General features: G+C 45.8%; 14 protein-coding genes and 4 tRNA genes. 14 read left to right on the top strand and 4 right to left on the bottom strand.

Annotated elements, in window-relative coordinates:
* The first annotated feature begins 182 nt into the window (after positions 1–182).
* The 5 genes from NH568_RS21020 to NH568_RS21000 all read left to right on the top strand — a co-directional run bounded on the left by NH568_RS21020 (position 183) and on the right by NH568_RS21000 (position 6974).
* Positions 183–2573, top strand: a complete 2391-nt coding sequence (locus tag NH568_RS21020) for an EAL domain-containing protein (RefSeq protein WP_253050601.1) — start codon at positions 183–185, stop codon at positions 2571–2573.
* 585 nt (positions 2574–3158) lie between these two features.
* A complete protein-coding gene (locus NH568_RS21015; protein ID WP_054017350.1) occupies positions 3159–4046 on the top strand; it encodes a LysR family transcriptional regulator in 888 nt (295 codons plus the stop codon).
* Between the two features lie 297 nt (positions 4047–4343).
* Positions 4344–4895, top strand: coding sequence for a YdcF family protein (locus NH568_RS21010; RefSeq protein WP_349288025.1), 552 nt, complete (start codon positions 4344–4346; stop codon positions 4893–4895).
* 371 nt (positions 4896–5266) lie between these two features.
* Positions 5267–5626 carry a hypothetical protein gene (locus NH568_RS21005; RefSeq protein WP_054017310.1) on the top strand — a complete coding sequence of 120 codons (360 nt, stop codon included), beginning with the start codon at positions 5267–5269 and terminating at the stop codon, positions 5624–5626.
* A 151-nt stretch (positions 5627–5777) separates the two neighbouring features.
* Entirely contained in the window at positions 5778–6974 is a 1197-nt protein-coding gene (locus NH568_RS21000; RefSeq protein WP_253050597.1) for an iron-containing alcohol dehydrogenase, read from the top strand.
* Between the two features lie 21 nt (positions 6975–6995).
* Here NH568_RS21000 and NH568_RS20995 read toward each other — a convergent pair whose 3' ends face one another.
* Positions 6996–7460, bottom strand: a complete 465-nt coding sequence (locus NH568_RS20995) for a hypothetical protein (protein ID WP_253050595.1) — start codon at positions 7458–7460, stop codon at positions 6996–6998.
* A gap of 99 nt (positions 7461–7559) precedes the next feature.
* Positions 7560–8216, bottom strand: coding sequence for a glutathione S-transferase family protein (locus tag NH568_RS20990; RefSeq protein WP_253050710.1), 657 nt, complete (start codon positions 8214–8216; stop codon positions 7560–7562).
* 110 nt (positions 8217–8326) lie between these two features.
* Between NH568_RS20990 and NH568_RS20985 the strand changes: the two genes are divergently transcribed.
* Entirely contained in the window at positions 8327–9157 is an 831-nt protein-coding gene (locus NH568_RS20985; RefSeq protein ID WP_253050593.1) for a LysR family transcriptional regulator, read from the top strand.
* 121 nt (positions 9158–9278) lie between these two features.
* The gene (locus tag NH568_RS20980; RefSeq protein ID WP_253050591.1) at positions 9279–9875 is read left to right on the top strand and encodes a porin family protein; all 597 of its coding nucleotides are present in this window, start codon (positions 9279–9281) and stop codon (positions 9873–9875) included.
* Between the two features lie 43 nt (positions 9876–9918).
* Here NH568_RS20980 and uvrB read toward each other — a convergent pair whose 3' ends face one another.
* A complete protein-coding gene (uvrB, locus tag NH568_RS20975; RefSeq protein ID WP_253050589.1) occupies positions 9919–11931 on the bottom strand; it encodes an excinuclease ABC subunit UvrB in 2013 nt (670 codons plus the stop codon).
* Positions 11928–13307, bottom strand: coding sequence for an MATE family efflux transporter (locus NH568_RS20970; RefSeq protein WP_253050587.1), 1380 nt, complete (start codon positions 13305–13307; stop codon positions 11928–11930). The genes uvrB and NH568_RS20970 overlap by 4 nt, the downstream gene beginning before the upstream one ends.
* A gap of 1120 nt (positions 13308–14427) precedes the next feature.
* Between NH568_RS20970 and NH568_RS20965 the strand changes: the two genes are divergently transcribed.
* The 7 genes from NH568_RS20965 (at position 14428) to rsxB (ending at position 18258) form a co-directional block, all read left to right on the top strand.
* A tRNA-Asn gene (locus NH568_RS20965) sits at positions 14428–14504 on the top strand.
* 19 nt (positions 14505–14523) lie between these two features.
* Positions 14524–14600 (top strand) — tRNA-Asn (locus NH568_RS20960).
* A 34-nt stretch (positions 14601–14634) separates the two neighbouring features.
* Positions 14635–14711: transfer RNA gene (locus NH568_RS20955), tRNA-Asn, on the top strand.
* 21 nt (positions 14712–14732) lie between these two features.
* Positions 14733–14809, top strand: a tRNA-Asn gene (locus NH568_RS20950).
* Positions 14810–15004: 195 nt separating this feature from the next.
* Entirely contained in the window at positions 15005–16948 is a 1944-nt protein-coding gene (locus tag NH568_RS20945) for an EAL domain-containing protein (protein WP_253050584.1), read from the top strand.
* A 172-nt stretch (positions 16949–17120) separates the two neighbouring features.
* Positions 17121–17702, top strand: coding sequence for an electron transport complex subunit RsxA (gene rsxA / locus NH568_RS20940; RefSeq protein ID WP_253050582.1), 582 nt, complete (start codon positions 17121–17123; stop codon positions 17700–17702).
* Between the two features lies 1 nt (position 17703).
* Complete coding sequence (rsxB, locus tag NH568_RS20935) at positions 17704–18258, top strand: electron transport complex subunit RsxB (protein WP_253050580.1); 555 nt, start codon at positions 17704–17706, stop codon at positions 18256–18258.
* Positions 18259–18266: the final 8 nt, after the last annotated feature.

The raw sequence follows: 18266 nt of genomic DNA, 5'->3' as shown, positions 1-18266 counted from the left end.
ATCATAGGCTGAGCCAGCAGGTTAGTAAAGTTTTTAAGGCCAACCCGACAGGCTTTAAAGCTTACAAAGTCGTAAAAGTGTCATCAGGTTTACAGTGAATAGCAATTTAATTGCAACATTGACTGTAACGCATGATTTAAGAGCGTTAACATGGTCGAAGATTAAGTAATCAGGCCTATGCCATGCCAATACTGTCAGAAGCAAAACTAGAATCAAAAACCGAACAGTTAAGCATCATCAACCAGTTTTCATCGTCGCTATTGCAGATCACACATCTGGATGAACTCTTTGAATATGTTACCAGCCAGGTGGTAAGCCGACTGGGATTTGTTGATTGTGTTATTTATCTCAGTGATCCGGCAGGTCAATTCTTGGATGTTGTCGCCAGTATGGGGGTTGCACATAAAGACATTGGCCACGAAGTACGCCAACAACGCATCCCCATTGCTGCGGGGATCACAGGCCATGTGGCACGTACTAAGCAACCTTTTCTTTCTGGTAATGTTGCTCTTGAGCCTATGTACATTGCAGACGCACGACCTGCGCTGTCGGAGCTATGTGTGCCTTTGGTTTATGAAAACACGTTATTGGGCGTGATTGACTGTGAGCACCCTGAACCTGATTATTTCACACAGGGACATTTGCAGATCCTCTCTACCGTTGCCCATTTACTCAGCGCTAAAATTCATCAGGTTCGAACTCTGGACCACCTGACAGCCACTGTAGATCAACTGCATCAGGCACAACAGCTAGAAAAGTGCTTGCTGAAGATCGCGAATATTACTTACCAGTCACGGAACCTAGACGCCTTTTATGATGAGCTGTATAGCATCATTTGCTCACAATTACCGGCGGAAAACTGCTTTATCGGCCTTTACGACACCCAGCTTGATGTCCTGGAAATAGACTACCTCATTGAAGCAGGCATAAAATGCAGTGCTCATCAAAAAGTATCCAAAGAGCAGATTAAACACACAGCCTCTTATTACATCATCAAACAACAAAAACCCTTGTTGTGTGACCACCAGCAGTTTTTAACGCATATAAAGCAGCAGAACTTTAAAATGGTCGGTCGTTCACCACGCTCCTGGCTCGGCGTCCCCTTTGTGGTCAATGACCAGTATCAGGGCGTCGTTGTACTGCAAAGCTATGACAACGATCAGGCATTCAGCCAACATCATAAAGCCATTCTAACCTACATCAGTCGACAGCTCAGTATGGCAATCGACCGACGCCTTGCCCGCCAGGCACTGGAGCACAGAGCATTGCACGATGACTTAACTGGCCTGGCAAATCGGTATCTGATGCTGGAGCGCATTAAACATGCCATTTTATCTTTAGGTCGGAGTCAGTCGGCACATCAGCATTGTTTGTTATATCTTGATCTGGATCGCTTCAAAAGCATCAATGATGCGCTGGGGCATGATGTCGGCGACCACTTTTTAGTAGCCATTGTTGAGCTGATAAGAGGCTGCATTCGCAAAACTGACACCTTTGCACGTCTGGGGGGTGATGAATTCGCCATCTTCATGGAAAATATTAGTGACAAACACCAAGTCGAACTTGCCCTGGAACGCATCACAGGAGCCATCGCGAAACCCATTCATATCGACGGCCATTTGCTACAAGCTTCAAGCAGCATTGGTGTCGCCTTTACCTCCAGCGACTCTGACAACGCCATTACCCTGCTGCAACAGGCTGACGCCGCTATGTACGAAGCTAAATCAGCGGGACGCAGTCAGATCCGCTATTTCAATAATGAGATGCGTAAAAAGCTAAAACAGCAGGCCGACATAGAAAACGATCTACAAAATGGGATTAAGAACGGAGAGTTTGAGCTTTATTATCAGCCCATTTTCACTCTCACTCATCCTAAGGTCGTCAGTTTCGAATCACTGGTTCGCTGGCACCACCCTAAAAATGGCTTGGTCACGCCTGATAACTTCATTCCCATCGCAGAACAAACGGGTCAAATTATCGAGCTCGATTTGCATTTACTCGAACTAGCGGCAAAACAAGTCGCGCAATGGCAAGCTGCCGGGTTTAAGGACATCAGCCTGACCGTCAACGTCTCTTCACGTCACTTTGCCAGTTTGGAATTTGTAGAGCAGATCGCAGCCTTATACCATACCTACCAACTAAACCAAGGGGCGCTCAGCCTTGAAATCACGGAATCAGGGCTGATTGAAAACCTCAGCCTGGCGACTAAAGTAATTAATGGTCTGTCACCCTTTGGCGTGAAGCTGTATCTCGACGACTTTGGTACCGGATATTCCGCGCTTGGCTACCTGCACCAGCTGCCTATTCATGTACTTAAAATTGACAAGAGTTTTATTAATCAACTATCAGATGAAGAAAACCCGCTGGTTGACGCGATTTTATCGCTCGCGAAGTCACTGGACCTGGAAGTAGTAGCAGAAGGCATAGAGACTCTTCAGCAGTTTCAGCTGCTTAGCACAAAATCATGCCAGTTTGGACAAGGTTTTTTAATTTCTCACCCCCTTAAAGCTTCGCAGGCACTGGCTTTTTTACAAACAGAGCAGATTAAGGTCACAACGAAAAATGCCCCCTGAGGGGCATCGGGGTACTGGCTTACACACACTAAGCCAGTATGGCTCTCAACGCTTTAGTCCATGTTAAATCGATTGTGCGACTCATTGCCCAGCAAGACTGGTCTTGTAAACTCAAACCCGTGAGCGGGTTCAGACAAGTTCACCGATCAAGATAGGCGCTTTTCATTAACAGTGTTCAGCGGCCACAGGGACCCTCCACAGCACATATTGTCATGACTTACTCACTTAATACTTTAACTATTTGAGTAAACAAAGCTTTGAAATACACGCAAACCTCAGAGTGTGCCGTATCAGCCCACCAAACACCACTTGACAGTCTAGATGGCTAAAACTTACATCTCCCCCCTCATTTTCACAACTGATTCTTTCTCAAAATCAACTTGAGTAAAATTAAATTGTAATTTTTTTAAAAAAAGTCAAATAAAGAATGACAACGCTGTCAAAAATAGTGCTATAGTAATTTTGTAAATATTTAGTCAATCGCTGCTGGATTTGTAGACGTCTAGACGTTGAATAGCTAGGATTCACAGCGTAGTATGGGTGTAATCTGAGTTTTACTCACGTTTAGAATGAGATTTGTTGATGATGATAGATATAAAGCACTTAAAAACCATAGCGACCCTGAAAGAAACCGGATCACTGGTCAATACGGCGCGTGAGTTATTCCTCACTCAGTCAGCACTTTCTCACCAAATCAAAGATCTGGAAAACAAACTAGACTGTCAGTTGTTTGAGCGCAAGACTCAGCCCGTTCGCTTTACCCCACAGGGCATGCTTTTACTGGAACTGGCAAATGATGTGTTGCCTAAGGTCGAAGCCACCAAGTGCCGCCTTAAAGAAAGCCTCAATCAACCTATCTCACAATTGAGACTCAGTGTTGAATGCCACGCTTGTTTTCACTGGTTGCTGCCCACTATTAAAGAGTTTAATAACTTCTGGCCAGATATTAAGGTGGATTATGAACGTGGTTTTAGCTACGACGCGATCCCTGAACTACTCAGTGATGAATTAGACTTGGTGCTGACCTCAGATATTCGAGAGCCTGAGCACGTAGAATACGCACATATTTTTGACTTTAAACTGAAACTCATTGTTGCACCTGATCACGAACTCGCTAAGAAAGCCTATGTCACCGCACTCGATCTGAAAGACGAGACCATCATTTCTTACCCCATTCCTAAAGAGCGCCAGGATATCTTCAAGCACTTTATCCAAAATGCCCGATTTGACGGCACTTTGAAAACCGTGGACCAGGGGTTACTGATCTTTCAGTTGGTTAGTGCCGGTATGGGCGTTGCGGCGCTACCTGACTGGTTAGTTACCCCTTATGAGAGTCAGGGATTGATCAAATCTATACCTTTAGGTGCATTGGGTTTGAACCGCCCTATGTATCTTGCAATGAAAAAGAATATGAAGGATAACCCGGTTTACCGTCACTTCCTGAATACGTGCAAACAATCCGTAAATCGCTAAACAGTAAATCAGCAGAATTACCCACGCAATTGAGAGATAATAAAGGTAAACTAGGCGCAAACTGATAAAAACGGATCATTTTTTATGTTTGAGGTAAAAAAGGTGATTGGGTCTTTGTTGATGCCCTTACCTGTAACTCTGCTATTGCTTGCGCTCTGTTTGCTGTTTATCGCCAGGATAAATAGCAAATTTTACCTGCTCAGCTGGCTACTGCTAATCAGTCTCTGGGCAATCAGTACCCCTTTTTTTGCGGACATACTCATAACCCCTTCAGAGAAAAAGGTAGCTCCGTTTTCAATGAGCAAGCATAAAAGTATCGACTATATCACCGTACTGGGGTGTGGTGTGCGCCCTGCTCCCCAGTTTCCGGCCAATCTGCAACTATCAGGTTGTGCGCTTTCTCGCCTGACCGAAGGACTCAGACTACTTCATGCCTACCCACATGCGCAGCTTATTGTTTCGGGCGCCGGAAATGGCAAAACAACAAGCAGCGCCATGATGGCCAAAACCGCCATAGCCCTTGGCGTTTCTTCGGACAAAATAATTCAGAATCCAAAGGCCAGAGATACAGCCGAAGAAGCTTTATTGCTTGCAACCAGACTTGTTGACAGTAAAGTCGCCCTGGTCACATCTGCCAGCCATATGGCACGTGCACAAGATTTATTCTCCGCTCAGGGAGTGGATACCATAGCAGCACCTGTACAATTTTACAGCTACGGCAATGCGCAGGGTTTTCGGCGCTTCATCGCTAATGCATCGGTATTAAACGCAGTAACGACTTATGCTCATGAGCTGATAGGACGACAATGGATAGCACTGCGTCGAATGATTGACCCACAAGCTTTGTAATACCAATTTCACTTAATACCTGTTCAATTTGAAGAAGCAAACAGGGCGCTAAACGGCGTTAAAAACTTCTTATTTAGAACAACTAAATAGCAAGATTTTTGCCTCGCCTATATGGATGTAGGTGCCTCAGCGATAGCAGGACGCGAGAGCGGTGTTATCGACCCTATTTTCTCGCCTCAAAAATAGAACACTTAAATAAGCAAATTGGTATAAATTAATCCAAAAGTTGGATATCCCGCCCTTGAGCAGGAACTGAATTGCGATGAATCAGCGCTTAAAAACGCAAAAAATTGAAAAATTACTCAAAAATAGGTATAAATATCGTTTAATCTTAACCTGCGTATCCGCGTATAACACGACTGGGATTTACGATGAGTAAACTAGATAAAACTGAAGTTTTAAGTGCATTTGAAGCCGCATATGAAGCCGCACATGGCAAAAAGCCAGAGATCACCACTAAACCTGGCTGGTACAGCATTGACGGTGGCAAAAATATGCGTCTGGCAGATGTAGCAGCTTTAACCGAAGAGCTAACTTCAGGAACAGCCGCGACAGAACAACCTGCGCCTAAGAAAAAAGCAACAACCAAGGCAGCAGCGCCAGCGGTTAAAAAAGCAACCCCGTTCACGGTTGTCAAAGCAAATGAAGATGGCTACACAGCAGAAGAAGCCTGGATCATTGAGCTGGCAGAAAAGGATCATGACTGCCGTTTACCACGCGGAGTTGTTTAACCCTCTGCATATGGGCCAGCACTCTAGAGCTGGCTCACCCTCTTTCTAAAATAACGCGATTTCAACTACCTACCACACTAAATCTTTGCCTTATACAGGCACTTTCGGCTATGCTTTTGTGCAATAAACAACCACTTGAGCTTTCCAGGTTATGCACCTACTCTATCGCTGCTATCACTTTTTACTGAAATGCATTGTCAGATTTATTGGCATTCCAGCACCTGAGCTGTACAAAGGTTTAACGGGACTGGCCAGTGCCATACAAGATCTAGCTCTACCACATGGTACTCAGGTCATGCTGGTAACAGACAAAGTCCTGAAAGAGTTAGACGTCATTTCCCCCGTTATCACAGCACTGGAGGCTCAAAACCTGCACCCTGTCGTTTATGATAAAGTGCAGGCTAACCCCACGATAGAGAATATCGAGCAAGGCTATCAAACCTACCTGTCAAACAACTGCAAGGCAATTATCAGTGTTGGCGGTGGTTCGGTACTGGACGCTGCAAAATTAATTGGTGCTCGGGCTGTCCGCCCAAAACGCTCGGTTGACGCCTTTTCAGGTTTGTTTAAGGTGCTTAAAACACTCCCTCCTAACATTGCAATACCGACCACAGCAGGCACGGGATCTGAGACAACAGTTGCGGCAGTGTTTAACGACGAAAAAAGGGGCAAAAAGCTCGCTGCCGCAGACTTTTGCCTGGTCCCACAGCGTGCGGTTCTATTGAGCCAGCTCACGACCAGTTTACCGGCCGGGATAACGGCAACCACAGCCATCGACGCACTAACTCACGCTATTGAAGCGATCTTAAGCATTAACGCGACTAAACTGACGAATGACAAAGCACTCGAGGCGTGTGAACTTATCTTCTGCCACCTGTCTATTGCTTACTCTGATGGTCAGAACCTTGAGGCAAGAGAAAAGCTGCTCTATGCCTCTTTCCTGGCTGGACAAGCATTCACTCGAACATCGGTAGGCTATGTGCATGCTATCTCACACCAGCTCACAGCCAAATATGGCACCCCACACGGCCTGGCAAACGCAGTATTGCTATTACCAGTTCTGCATTGGTATGGCAGCCGGATACACCGCCAGTTAGCCACGATCGCGCGTCATTGTAATCTGACTTCTTTGGATTACCCTATTGAGCGGCAGGCGCAAGACTTCATCACACACATCACAGATTTGCTGGCGCAGCTCAACATTCAGGCTCACCTCAGTGAAGTGCTCAGTGACGATATTCAGTCACTGGCGGTCCTGGCACTTGAAGAGGCACACCCCGATTACCCAGTGCCACACTTTATGGCGCTGCCAGACTGCCAGCACATCCTGACACAGATACGCGCCTGACTGCCTAACTCAGTTAGACGATTACATATCGTATCTGAATCGCTGGCGCATCACTGTGCCCCAGTATGGGTCATGGTAGGTGTCTTCTTCCATCTCTTCTATGCCGGCTTGAGCAATTGCACGACGCCAGAATTGCGTTGCATAGTCGGCACCAGCGATCTGCTTTATGGTCCACAGACCCGGAGAGTTCGCCCAGATAGCGCGAGCAAACCGAGCGCCGAGCCCGGCTTTGCGAAAACGAGGTACTATATAAAACTCACAAACCTCAAACTCTCTTTCCTGATGCTGCGCTATCGCAGCCAATCCTACCGGCGTTTTGTTGACATAACATAAATATCCCCTGACGTTCCCCTCCAGCAAAGTATCTAATGCAAATACGCCGTCAGGGCCGGGGCTTTTATCTGTAAGAGGAGAAAACTCAGCCTCATAAGCCTGCGCCAGATTATAATAGATGGTTTGATTATGGGAAGTAACAGGGGTCAGCATTAGACATTTCCATTATTGAACAACATACAACAATAAGTATATTACCCAAATAAGGACACAGTATGCAGATAACCCCGATATTAATACCTGCGCCTTACATTAGTCACTTGGAGTGCCAGCTTCATCACTTGGTACTATATCCTGCTCAAGCAGCGCGTCTGCACGCCACCTCTGAATGGCAGGGCAAGCAAGTACTTTTTCCATATATGCAGTTGCTTCAGGTCCAGGCTCGATACCATAAGTGATAAACCGCATAACAACCGGTGCAAACATCGCATCGGCTATACTCCATTCACCGAATAACCAGCCACCCTGTTGGCCAAATTCCCGCATTTGTTCTCGCCAAATTTGTGCAATCCTTGCTATGTCTTTTTGCGCGGCTACAGATAAGTCCACATAACGTTTTGCCCGAATATTCATTGGCATTTCCGATCTGAGTGCCAAAAAACCACTGTGCATTTCACTGCTAAGTGATCGTGCGCGCGCACGTAACTCAGGATCTTCAGGCCAGGCTTTCCCTGAAAGATAAGTTTCGTTGATGTATTCGCAGATTGCCAGAGATTCCCAGACAATCACATCACCATCAACGAGCAGCGGTACCTTGTTGGTTGGGCTAATACCAGACAAGGTCTGATAAAATACGTCTGTTTCTAGTTTCAACATGGTTTCCTGAAATTTTAATCCATATCTTTCAACTAATAACCAAGATCTCAAAGACCAGGTAGAGTAATTTTTATTGCCAATGTAAAGCTTCATAGTCGTCCTTATTTCAATAGCGATGATTGTTATGGCTCCTACTTTAAGTTGCTTTATCAAGCTAAACCAACGGATAATTCTAATATCAAACATCAATAACTCTTATAGGCATGGATATAGAATCATTGCGTAGCTTTATCGCCTGCGTCGAAAACGACAGCTTTACTCGCGCAGCTAACCAGCTACATCGTACTCAATCAGCCATTAGCATGCAGATGAAAAAGCTCCAGGAAGATGTAGGTAAGCCCCTGTTTGAAAAATCAGGTCGAAAGTTGCACCTTACTCAGGATGGGCATACCTTAATGCGTTACGCAAAACAACTGGTTAGATTGCACGATGATACTCTGGCACATATGCGTCAAAGCGAGCGCCCAACGCTTCTCAGGCTGGGTTGCCCAGACGATTATGCTGACACTATTTTGCCTTCACTCACCACTCAGCTACATCAACTATGGCAGAACCTCGAGCTTGATATTCACTGCATGTCCAGCACCCGAATAAAAGATGCGCTGGATCAGGGTGAACTTGATTTGGGCGTGATCACGCGAAGCCCAGACTCCGAGGAAGGGTTCTTTCTATACCATGATCAAGGGGTATGGGTTGGTACTTTGCATCCAAAAGCCCCCATTTCGCTCGCTGTATTTCAACGAGACTGTCGTTTTCATCAGGCCGCCATCGAGGGTTTAATGAAGCAGGAGCGACCATTTAAAGTCATTGCTAATTGTCAGAACGCTTCAGCATTGCGCGCGCTTGTTAAAGCAGAGTTGGCGCTCGGCGCACTTGCCCAAAGTAGCGCAGAGGGCCTTTCTATCCTGAGTGACCAGGGTTTACCTCCCTTACCTTCGATAGATGTTGTCCTGGTCAGAAGTAATACCTCATCCAACCCTGTCAAGGCGACAGACCTGCAGAGCATAAGCCGTGCTTTTCATTGCGCTGACTAGCTGAGACATAGTTACTCACAGCCTTCCTACAAGCACTTACATTTTATGACACCCCACAAACAGACTCTCACAAGGAGTCTGAATAAACTTGTCAGCAAGTTAATCAAACGGAATGACAGCAATGAAATCTTTATCTCTCCTCTCACTGGTTCTGGCAGTTTCAGCCTCTTTTGCATCGCAGGCTGCACAAAATGATGAACAACACCGCGTAGGCGCACAACTATTCGGCGGCAGTGCCTCTTACAATAGCTCAAATCAGGATGGTGATGGTGTTACACACGTATACTTTTACTACAACTATCAATACGACTCCACCTGGGCGCTGGAAGCCGCTTACAACACAGGTATGGAAGCGGATGAATGGGAATGTAAGGACGATAGTGACGACAAGTTTACTTGTACACGCAATGACAAAGCACTGTTTGGCCTTGGTGCAAATGAGCTAGACTATGACAACTTTGTATTGGCTGTTAAAGGTCAGTACCAGATTACCGATAATAGTTACCTGTTCGCCAAGCTCGGCGCGCATTATTACGATTACGAAATTGGCTACAAAGGCAAAACCATGGTTGAAGAAGATGGCATTAGCTTCATGACAGAAGCTGGCTGGCAATACGACTGGGACAATGGGATGTCGGTTAATGCCAGTATTCAATACCTGGACATGGGTGACCTGGACACAACCAACTTAGGCTTTGGTGTCAGTTACCGTTTCTAAATGAATTAGTTAAAAGCGCAGCCAGTGGCTGCGCTTTATTGTATCAGCTTTTCAGTAACTGCTGCTGCAACAGATGTACTTCGTCTCGTATCGCAGCTGCCTTCTCGAACTCCAACTCACGTGCGTATTGCATCATCTGAGACTCTAGCTGCTTTATCTGTTCAGTCAATTCAGCCACACTATGCGTTTGCTTGGAAGGTACGGCCTTTTTCGACACTTTCGGCATCATCTTAGATTGCTCTGCCGACACTTCTTCACCCAGATCCATCACATCCGTTATTTTCTTCACCAGTGCTTGCGGTTTTAAGCCATGTTTTTCATTATAAGCATGTTGAATGGTACGACGCCGTTCTGTTTCGTCGATTGCCTGACGCATAGATTTGGTGATCGAATCCCCATACAAGATAGCTTTACCATTGATGTGTCGCGCAGCCCGACCAATTGTCTGGATGAGTGACCGTGTTGAACGTAAGAAGCCTTCTTTATCCGCATCCAGAATCGCAACCAGTGAAACCTCTGGCATATCCAGGCCTTCACGTAGCAAGTTGATGCCAACCAAGACGTCAAATACACCTTTACGCAGATCCCGGATAATTTCCATTCGTTCTACAGTATCAATATCAGAGTGTAAATAACGTACGCGGACATCATGGTCATTCAGGTAGTCTGTAAGATCTTCAGACATGCGCTTGGTCAGAGTCGTGACCAAAACACGCTCCTTAAGCTCAACTCGTCGATAAATTTCAGATAAGAGATCATCGACCTGAGTTGCAACCGGGCGCACTTCCAGTTCGGGGTCCAGTAGTCCTGTCGGGCGGATCACCTGCTCGGCCACTTCACCACTGGATCTATTGAGCTCATAATCCCCCGGCGTAGCGGAGACATAAATCGTCTGCGGCGCAATCGCTTCAAACTCTTCAAACTTCAATGGACGATTATCCATAGCAGAAGGCAGCCTGAAGCCGTATTCGACCAAGTTCTCTTTGCGGCTGCGATCTCCCTTATACATTGCACCAATTTGTGAAACGGTGACATGAGATTCATCGATGATCATCAGCGCATCATCTGGCAAATAATCCAGCAGAGTCGGTGGTGGCTCGCCAGGTGCACGGCCAGATAAGTAACGACTGTAATTTTCGATACCCGAACAATAACCCAACTCGGTCATCATTTCGATATCATACTGTGTGCGCTGCGCGACCCTTTGCTCTTCGACCAAACGATTGTCGGTCAATAACTTATTACGACGCTCTTTGAGTTCAAGTTTGATTTTTTCAATCGCATCAAGGATTTTCTCACGCGGTGTAACATAGTGAGTTTTAGGATAAATAGTGGCCCGCACCAGATGCTTTTCTACTGCACCGGTCAATGGATCAAACATACTGATGCGTTCGATCTCTTCATCAAACATTTCCACTCTGATAGCATAGGTATCGGATTCTGCCGGGAAGATATCTATCACTTCACCTCTGACCCGATACGTGCCACGACTAAAATCCATATCGTTACGGGTATACTGAAGTTCAGCCAAACGCCTGAGCATTGCTCGCTGCTCCATGGTTTCGCCCACTTTCAGCAACAGCATCATCTTCATATATGAATCTGGATCACCCAAACCATAAATGGCAGAGACAGATGCAACGATAATCGTATCCCGACGCTCCAGGAGTGCTTTTGTCGCAGACAAGCGCATCTGTTCGATGTGCTCATTGATTGACGCATCTTTCTCTATAAAAGTATCACTGGCAACCACATAAGCTTCGGGCTGATAATAATCATAGTAAGAGACGAAATATTCAACCGCGTTATTTGGGAAAAACTCTTTCATCTCACCATACAGCTGCGCCGCCAGTGTTTTATTGTGCGCCATGATGATAGTAGGCCGATTCAGGGTGTGGATAATGTTGGCCATAGTAAACGTTTTACCGGTCCCGGTTGCCCCCAGCAGAGTCTGATGGGCCAGGCCGGCTTCTAACCCATCACAAAGTTGAGCTATTGCCGTAGGCTGATCACCACTGGGTGAAAAGTCAGAAACCAAGTCAAATACATCACTCATACCACTTTCTCCTGTCGTGTGCACTGTTGCATTGCGGCTAACGTACTGGTGAACCATTTATACGCCAATATGGCGGTGAACAGATTACCAAATGCAGCACCGATAAATAGTCCTTGAATACCCGCAAAATGAGAACCCAGATAGGCACAGGGTATATAGAAAACAAACAACCTAACAACACTTAATACTAATGCGCGCATTGGCTTATGCAACGCATTGAACGATGAATTGGTCAGGATGATTACCCCTTGCAAACCGTAACTTAAGGGTAAGGTGTAAATAAACAGCTTAATAATTTCGACGACTTGAGGCTCATCACCAAAGGCCTGACTGATCCAATGAGAAGCCGCTATGAGCAATATATAGATGCCGAATTGCCAGGCCATAACAAACTTCAGGGTGGTCCGATATGCATCTTCAACTCGCTGATATTTCTGAGCTCCGAAATTTTGACTGACAAAAGGAGGTAAAGTCATAGATAAGGCTAGCACCACCAAACTGGCAATGGATTCAATACGACTGCCTACACCAAAAGCAGCCACAGCTTCCGCACCATAGGTAGCAATGATGGCCGTCATGACTGCCATCGCTATTGGCGTGAGCATGTTAGCCCCTGCAGCAGGCAATCCAATCTTCAATATTTTACTGGTAGCCTGAGTGATGCTTTGTTGCGGACTACTAATTTGTAGTAAGCGCTTCTTAACTGCCAGTAAATACAAAATAAACACTACGCCTACGCTCCAGGCAATCACACTGGCGATCGCCGCCCCTTTTACACCAAGTTCCGGAAATGGACCATAGCCAAAAATTAGCAAGGGATCCAAAATGGCATTGATAAGCCCGCCCAACCCCATAATTAGACTGGGCGTTTTCGTATCACCACTGGCTCTGAGTATAGAGTTACCAATCATTGGCATAATCAGAAATATGGCGCCCGCAAACCAGATTGAAATATAGTCGTAGATATAAGGCATAGTTTGCGCACTGGCACCCAGCAAGGTAAAAATGGGCTCTATCAACACATAACCAATCGCTGACAAAACAGCCACCATCACCGCAGATACCAGTAATGCGACAAAGCCATCGAATTTAGCTTCTTCCATATTGTTGGCACCCAAGGCTTTTGCAATGACCGCAGATGTACCGATACCTAGCCCGATGGCAAGACTAATAACGGTAAAAGTAACAGGAAAGGTAAAACTCACCGCCGCGAGCGGCTCAGTACCGAGTAAGCTGATAAAAAAAGTGTCGATTAAGTTGAAACTCATCAGAGTGATCATGCCAAAAATCATGGGAACGGTCATGCGTCTAAGCGTTTCCACGATTGACCCATTGAGAATATCACTACCGGGATTTGATTGACGAACTGCGGACATAGTTTGCTTTACCTCATTTGGAAGCGAGTATTCTAATGGATCACTTTCGATGATGCACTTAATTAAACATCCAGCCTGTGCGGATGATACGGCTGATGTGTATTACGTTTGACACTACCACCTGGATTTAGCCAAAACGGCGTATCGCACGACGATATCCTGTTTTAACGACAAACGAGTGAATCCCATAAGTTAGCGGATATCTGGCAGCGCATTAAAAATTGTTTTATTGGGGTATTTCACACCAACTCAAACATTTTTAGGAAAAAGTTGGTTTTTTAGAAAAATAGAACTTGATTCGGGTCACTTTTTGCACATCAATGGGGCGAGGACGAAATAAATCCGTCATATTGTGCATTTCTCGTTCCAGTATGGTGCAAATTTAGTAAGCTATTGATTTATAACAACCAATTATTTTTCATTAAAACGCTTGCATCGTCGCTATGCCGCGGAATATATGGCGTTGTAGCACTTTTTAAAGTTTAATAAACAATGTTATCCACAGATTCCGTGGATAACTTATCACAGCCTTTAAAAATAAAGGCCTAGCTTGCGATCCGAATGAAAGATCGCTCCCTTATACTTGATCATCCGCCTATTCGATCGGGATCGAGTCGCTTTTCGGGGAAAGATCCAGTGCTGCTAGACCAATATCAAAATATTGCAAATTAGTGGCAATGGCCCCAAAAACCACCTAACTACATGATACTTATAACCTTTAAATTTTACAGAACATTTATATGCAATAATTCTGCATATATTGAGTAATTTTTGTGCAACAAACCCCAATTATACTGGATTGTTATTCGATCATTTCCAGGATCTTTATGGGATCTCAAACCACAGACAAATTGGATCTCTGTTAAAGTGCAAAAAAAGTTCGCTTCGAACAAAATAACGACACAAGCATCAAAAATTATACATTTCGTCACTTTGACACTTTCCGTCGCATTATCTCCCTTGCACTAGATAAGGTACTGAGGTGGCTTAAAGGCAGCCAAAAAAGGCGCAAATCGAGCATTAATTCAACGAACGAACTGCTTTTTTACAATTCAATGATTTTTATTGTTGACACCTTGCCTAGCGGTCATTAATATTTCGCCCCGTTGAGAGACATGCTTCCCCCTTAGCTCAGTTGGTTAGAGCGACGGACTGTTAATCCGCAGGTCCCCCGTTCGAGTCGGGGAGGGGGAGCCAATCTTTCAATATAAACGATTCCCCCTTAGCTCAGTTGGTTAGAGCGACGGACTGTTAATCCGCAGGTCCCCCGTTCGAGTCGGGGAGGGGGAGCCAATATACTTGGCTCATCGTTTTTAACTCAAAAAGTTCCCCCTTAGCTCAGTTGGTTAGAGCGACGGACTGTTAATCCGCAGGTCCCCCGTTCGAGTCGGGGAGGGGGAGCCACTTTGAGTAACTTCATTTTGTTCCCCCTTAGCTCAGTTGGTTAGAGCGACGGACTGTTAATCCGCAGGTCCCCCGTTCGAGTCGGGGAGGGGGAGCCATCTCATAATATTCCCTTATTTATATCCACTTTTAGTTCACTTCGCATTGGCAATTGTTCGATTATATTAGACTTTTTCTGATGAATGCTCTACCCTACAGGCATTCTAGGCGGCTATTTCACTCCTCAAAAAGGCTGCTAATACAAGTCAGTCAACGAACGGAATTTAATCCCAGTTTCAGGTAGATGAATAACAATGGCAGGTTTTAAAAAACTCATATTTCTCCAGCTCGTTTCCTGGATTGTTTTTTCTGCGCTTGGTAGCTTCTTGATTGCAAGTAGCTTTGACAACGCCGTCAGCAGAGCCCAGCAAAATGCACAGAGCATGGTAAGCAACTATATTCAGGAAAAAACCATGGCAGATGTCACGCCCGAGCATATTCGATTGTCTCTTGGCAGTGGTAATGTCTTTTCTTCCTTTATTGTGCGCGATTTTGCCGGGCAAACTGTACTGAACATCAATACCCAAAGCGAAATGCCCGTATTGGCGGGCATCATTGCCGACACACTAAACTCTATCAGACCTCAGTTTGCGGTTAATAAAAGTAAAGACATCAAAATTGAATTTTTGATCAATGTGCAGAGTCAGGCTGAACTGTTACAACAGGCGCTCGTTTTCATGATCATCATCTCCGCACTGATGGCCTTTATACCCATCTTCTATATGAAGACAATTTATCGCAAGCTAAATCGCAATGTCAGTATGACGGTTGCCGATGCCGTTGACATCTATATTACTCAAAATCAAGTTTCTGAAAGCATAGATCAGGATTTCAACACCAATAAAGTGGCTGATCTTGGCGCAGAATTGGCCCCCTCTTTCAATCGACTTGCACACTTTTTAAAGAGCAAGCAGGAAGACATTAAGTCAGCGGCCCAGTCTATCAAACAAGAAGCCTATAAAGATGTGGTGACCGGACTTGGAAACCGCAATATGTTTGTTGAGTACTACGAACACCAAATTGAGTCAGCCAGCGATAAAAGCTTCGGTTCACTGGCAATGGTGCGCTGCAGTGAACTGCAAATGATTAACCAAACTCGAGGCTACCAGAAAGGCGATCTGTATATTAAAGGGATTGCCGACATCGTCAAACATGTCAGCGGTACTTATACAGGTAGTCAGGTCTTTCGCCTCAATAGCTCAGATTTTGCGGTTATCTTACCAAATATTCCGTCAAAAGAAGCTGAGCGTTTTGGTGAAACCCTGCAAGCCAGGTTCACTCAATATCAGCAAAACCAGGAATTAAGTTCGGTTGCGAACACAGGTATTGTCCCTTATGAGTCAGGCAAGCCTTTAGGCGAATTGCTGTCCGTTGTGGATAACGCAATGAGTATGGCCCAGAGCAAGCAAGCCAACGCCTGGCACCTGCAACGCGAAACCGACTTAGTAAATAATGTCGGCGCGGGTTTCGGAAACCAGAACTGGCGACGCGTTATTCGTGAAGTCATTGAAAGCCGTCGCGTTATGCTGATGATGCAAAACATTATGCCGATTGGTAAAAATGTCAAAGCCTATGCCGAAATACAAGCACGCTTTAAAACCGAAGACGGGCAAATGCTACCCACGGCCTCTTTCCTCGCAATGGCCGAAAAGCTGGAGATGGCAGTAGAAATAGATCAACTTATCATCGACACCTCAATCGAGATGATCAAGTCGCGCAATTTCAATGAGAAGTTCTTCGGGATAAATGTAACCGCGTCCAGTGCGCACAGCGACCAGTTTGTTATTTGGCTTGAGCGTCGACTGCTGAAAGAAGCCAATCTGGCATCTAAGCTTATCTTTGAAGTCAGCGAATTCGGCTTGCAACAGAATATCAAAGCCAGCAAGCGCTTTATCGATATGGTACACCGGGTTGGTGCTCGGATAACTGTTGAGCGGTTCGGTGTTGGACTCACATCCTTTAAGTTCTTCCGCGACCTGAAACCCGACTTTATTAAGATGGATGCCAGCTATACCCGAGGACTGGAAGAGGACAAAAACAACCAGTACTTTATGCGTCTGATGGTCGACCTGGCTCACCGCATCGGGGTCAGTGTGTTTGCCGAAGGAGTCGAAAGCCAGGAAGAAAAACACATCGTTGAAACCTTATGCCTGGACGGCGTTCAGGGTTACTACATAGAAAAACCAAAAGAAATTTAATACTCTGATGACAATAGGGCGAACCTGTCGCCCTATTGTCAACTTTACTAGCCATTTTTAACAAACTTTCCCCCCTCTCTCCCGGCTAAATGCTGTGATCTCAAGCCCGAAATTGTTAGAATTCTCAGTCTATTCTGGTTCTCTGTAAATTCATTCACACTAAGGGGCAAGCATGACAGAGTATATTCTGTTGCTTATTGGCACAGTGCTGGTAAATAACTTTGTATTGGTGCAATTCCTCGGCTTGTGCCCGTTTATGGGTGTCTCGGGCAAACTCGAAACCGCTATTGGTATGTCACTCGCGACCACCTTCGTTCTGACGTTGGCTTCTGTCACCAGCTACCTGGTCAATCAATACATTTTGCTGCCACTGGATCTCACCTTCCTGCGCACCATGAGCTTTATTTTGGTGATTGCTGTGGTTGTGCAGTTTACAGAGATGGTCGTGCGTAAGACCAGTCCAACCTTATACCGCCTGCTCGGTATTTTCCTGCCGCTTATCACCACCAACTGCGCGGTGTTAGGGGTTGCGCTGCTCAACATCAAAAATGACCACACCTTCATTGGTTCGGCGGTGTATGGGTTTGGTGCTGCCGTTGGCTTTTCACTGGTGCTGGTCTTGTTTGCCGCACTGAGAGAACGTCTGGCCGTCGCGGATGTACCGGTACCGTTTAAAGGTGCCTCAATTGCCATGATCACAGCCGGACTGATGTCGCTGGCCTTTATGGGTTTTTCTGGATTGGTGAAGTTCTAAGATGACACTGTTTTATGCACTAATTGCCATCGGCGCACTGGCGCTGGCTTTTGGCCTTATTCTCGGCTACGCCGCCGTAAAGTACCGGGTTGAAAGCAACCCGATTGTTGATCAGGTAGATGCCATCTTGCCACAAACACAATGTGGTCAGTGTGGCTACCCCGGTTGTCGCCCCTATGCAGAAGCGATTGCGAATGGTGATGACGTAAATAAATGTCCACCTGGTGGCGAGGCAACGGTGAAAAAACTGGCCGATTTAATGGGCGTTGAGGCCAAGCCTCTGGCCGGGGGTGAAGAAGCAGAGCCCATTAAGAAGGTTGCCTATATACGCGAAGATGAGTGCATTGGTTGCACTAAGTGTATTCAGGCCTGTCCGGTTGATGCCATCGTCGGCGCGACCCGCCAAATGCATACCGTCATTGCAGACGAGTGCACCGGTTGCGACCTGTGTGTTGACCCCTGCCCTGTCGATTGTATTGATATGATCCCGGTGGCACAAACCGTCCAAACCTGGAAATGGCAAATTGATGCCATTCCTGTAAAGCAAATCGACTAAGAGGTTTA

It is taken from the genome of Pseudoalteromonas sp. XMcav2-N (assembly GCF_024124545.1).
In the GTDB taxonomy this organism is placed as follows: Bacteria; Pseudomonadota; Gammaproteobacteria; order Enterobacterales; family Alteromonadaceae; genus Pseudoalteromonas.
Note: the sequence above shows the minus strand (reverse complement) of the source record. Positions and strands in the feature narration are given on the sequence as shown.

Excerpts from the sequence above, each read along its gene's own strand:
- NH568_RS21010 (WP_349288025.1), top strand. The coding sequence starts at position 4,344 with ATGAGCAAGCATAAAAGTATCGACTATATCACCGTACTGGGGTGTGGT.
- NH568_RS21000 (WP_253050597.1), top strand. The coding sequence starts at position 5,778 with ATGCACCTACTCTATCGCTGCTATCACTTTTTACTGAAATGCATTGTC.
- rsxB (WP_253050580.1), top strand. The coding sequence starts at position 17,704 with ATGACACTGTTTTATGCACTAATTGCCATCGGCGCACTGGCGCTGGCT.
- NH568_RS21005 (WP_054017310.1), top strand. The coding sequence starts at position 5,267 with ATGAGTAAACTAGATAAAACTGAAGTTTTAAGTGCATTTGAAGCCGCA.
- NH568_RS20990 (WP_253050710.1), bottom strand. The coding sequence starts at position 8,216 with ATGAAGCTTTACATTGGCAATAAAAATTACTCTACCTGGTCTTTGAGA.
- NH568_RS20995 (WP_253050595.1), bottom strand. The coding sequence starts at position 7,460 with ATGCTGACCCCTGTTACTTCCCATAATCAAACCATCTATTATAATCTG.
- uvrB (WP_253050589.1), bottom strand. The coding sequence starts at position 11,931 with ATGAGTGATGTATTTGACTTGGTTTCTGACTTTTCACCCAGTGGTGAT.
- rsxA (WP_253050582.1), top strand. The coding sequence starts at position 17,121 with ATGACAGAGTATATTCTGTTGCTTATTGGCACAGTGCTGGTAAATAAC.
- NH568_RS20985 (WP_253050593.1), top strand. The coding sequence starts at position 8,327 with ATGGATATAGAATCATTGCGTAGCTTTATCGCCTGCGTCGAAAACGAC.
- NH568_RS21020 (WP_253050601.1), top strand. The coding sequence starts at position 183 with ATGCCAATACTGTCAGAAGCAAAACTAGAATCAAAAACCGAACAGTTA.
- NH568_RS20945 (WP_253050584.1), top strand. The coding sequence starts at position 15,005 with ATGGCAGGTTTTAAAAAACTCATATTTCTCCAGCTCGTTTCCTGGATT.
- NH568_RS20970 (WP_253050587.1), bottom strand. The coding sequence starts at position 13,307 with ATGTCCGCAGTTCGTCAATCAAATCCCGGTAGTGATATTCTCAATGGG.
- NH568_RS21015 (WP_054017350.1), top strand. The coding sequence starts at position 3,159 with ATGATAGATATAAAGCACTTAAAAACCATAGCGACCCTGAAAGAAACC.
- NH568_RS20980 (WP_253050591.1), top strand. The coding sequence starts at position 9,279 with ATGAAATCTTTATCTCTCCTCTCACTGGTTCTGGCAGTTTCAGCCTCT.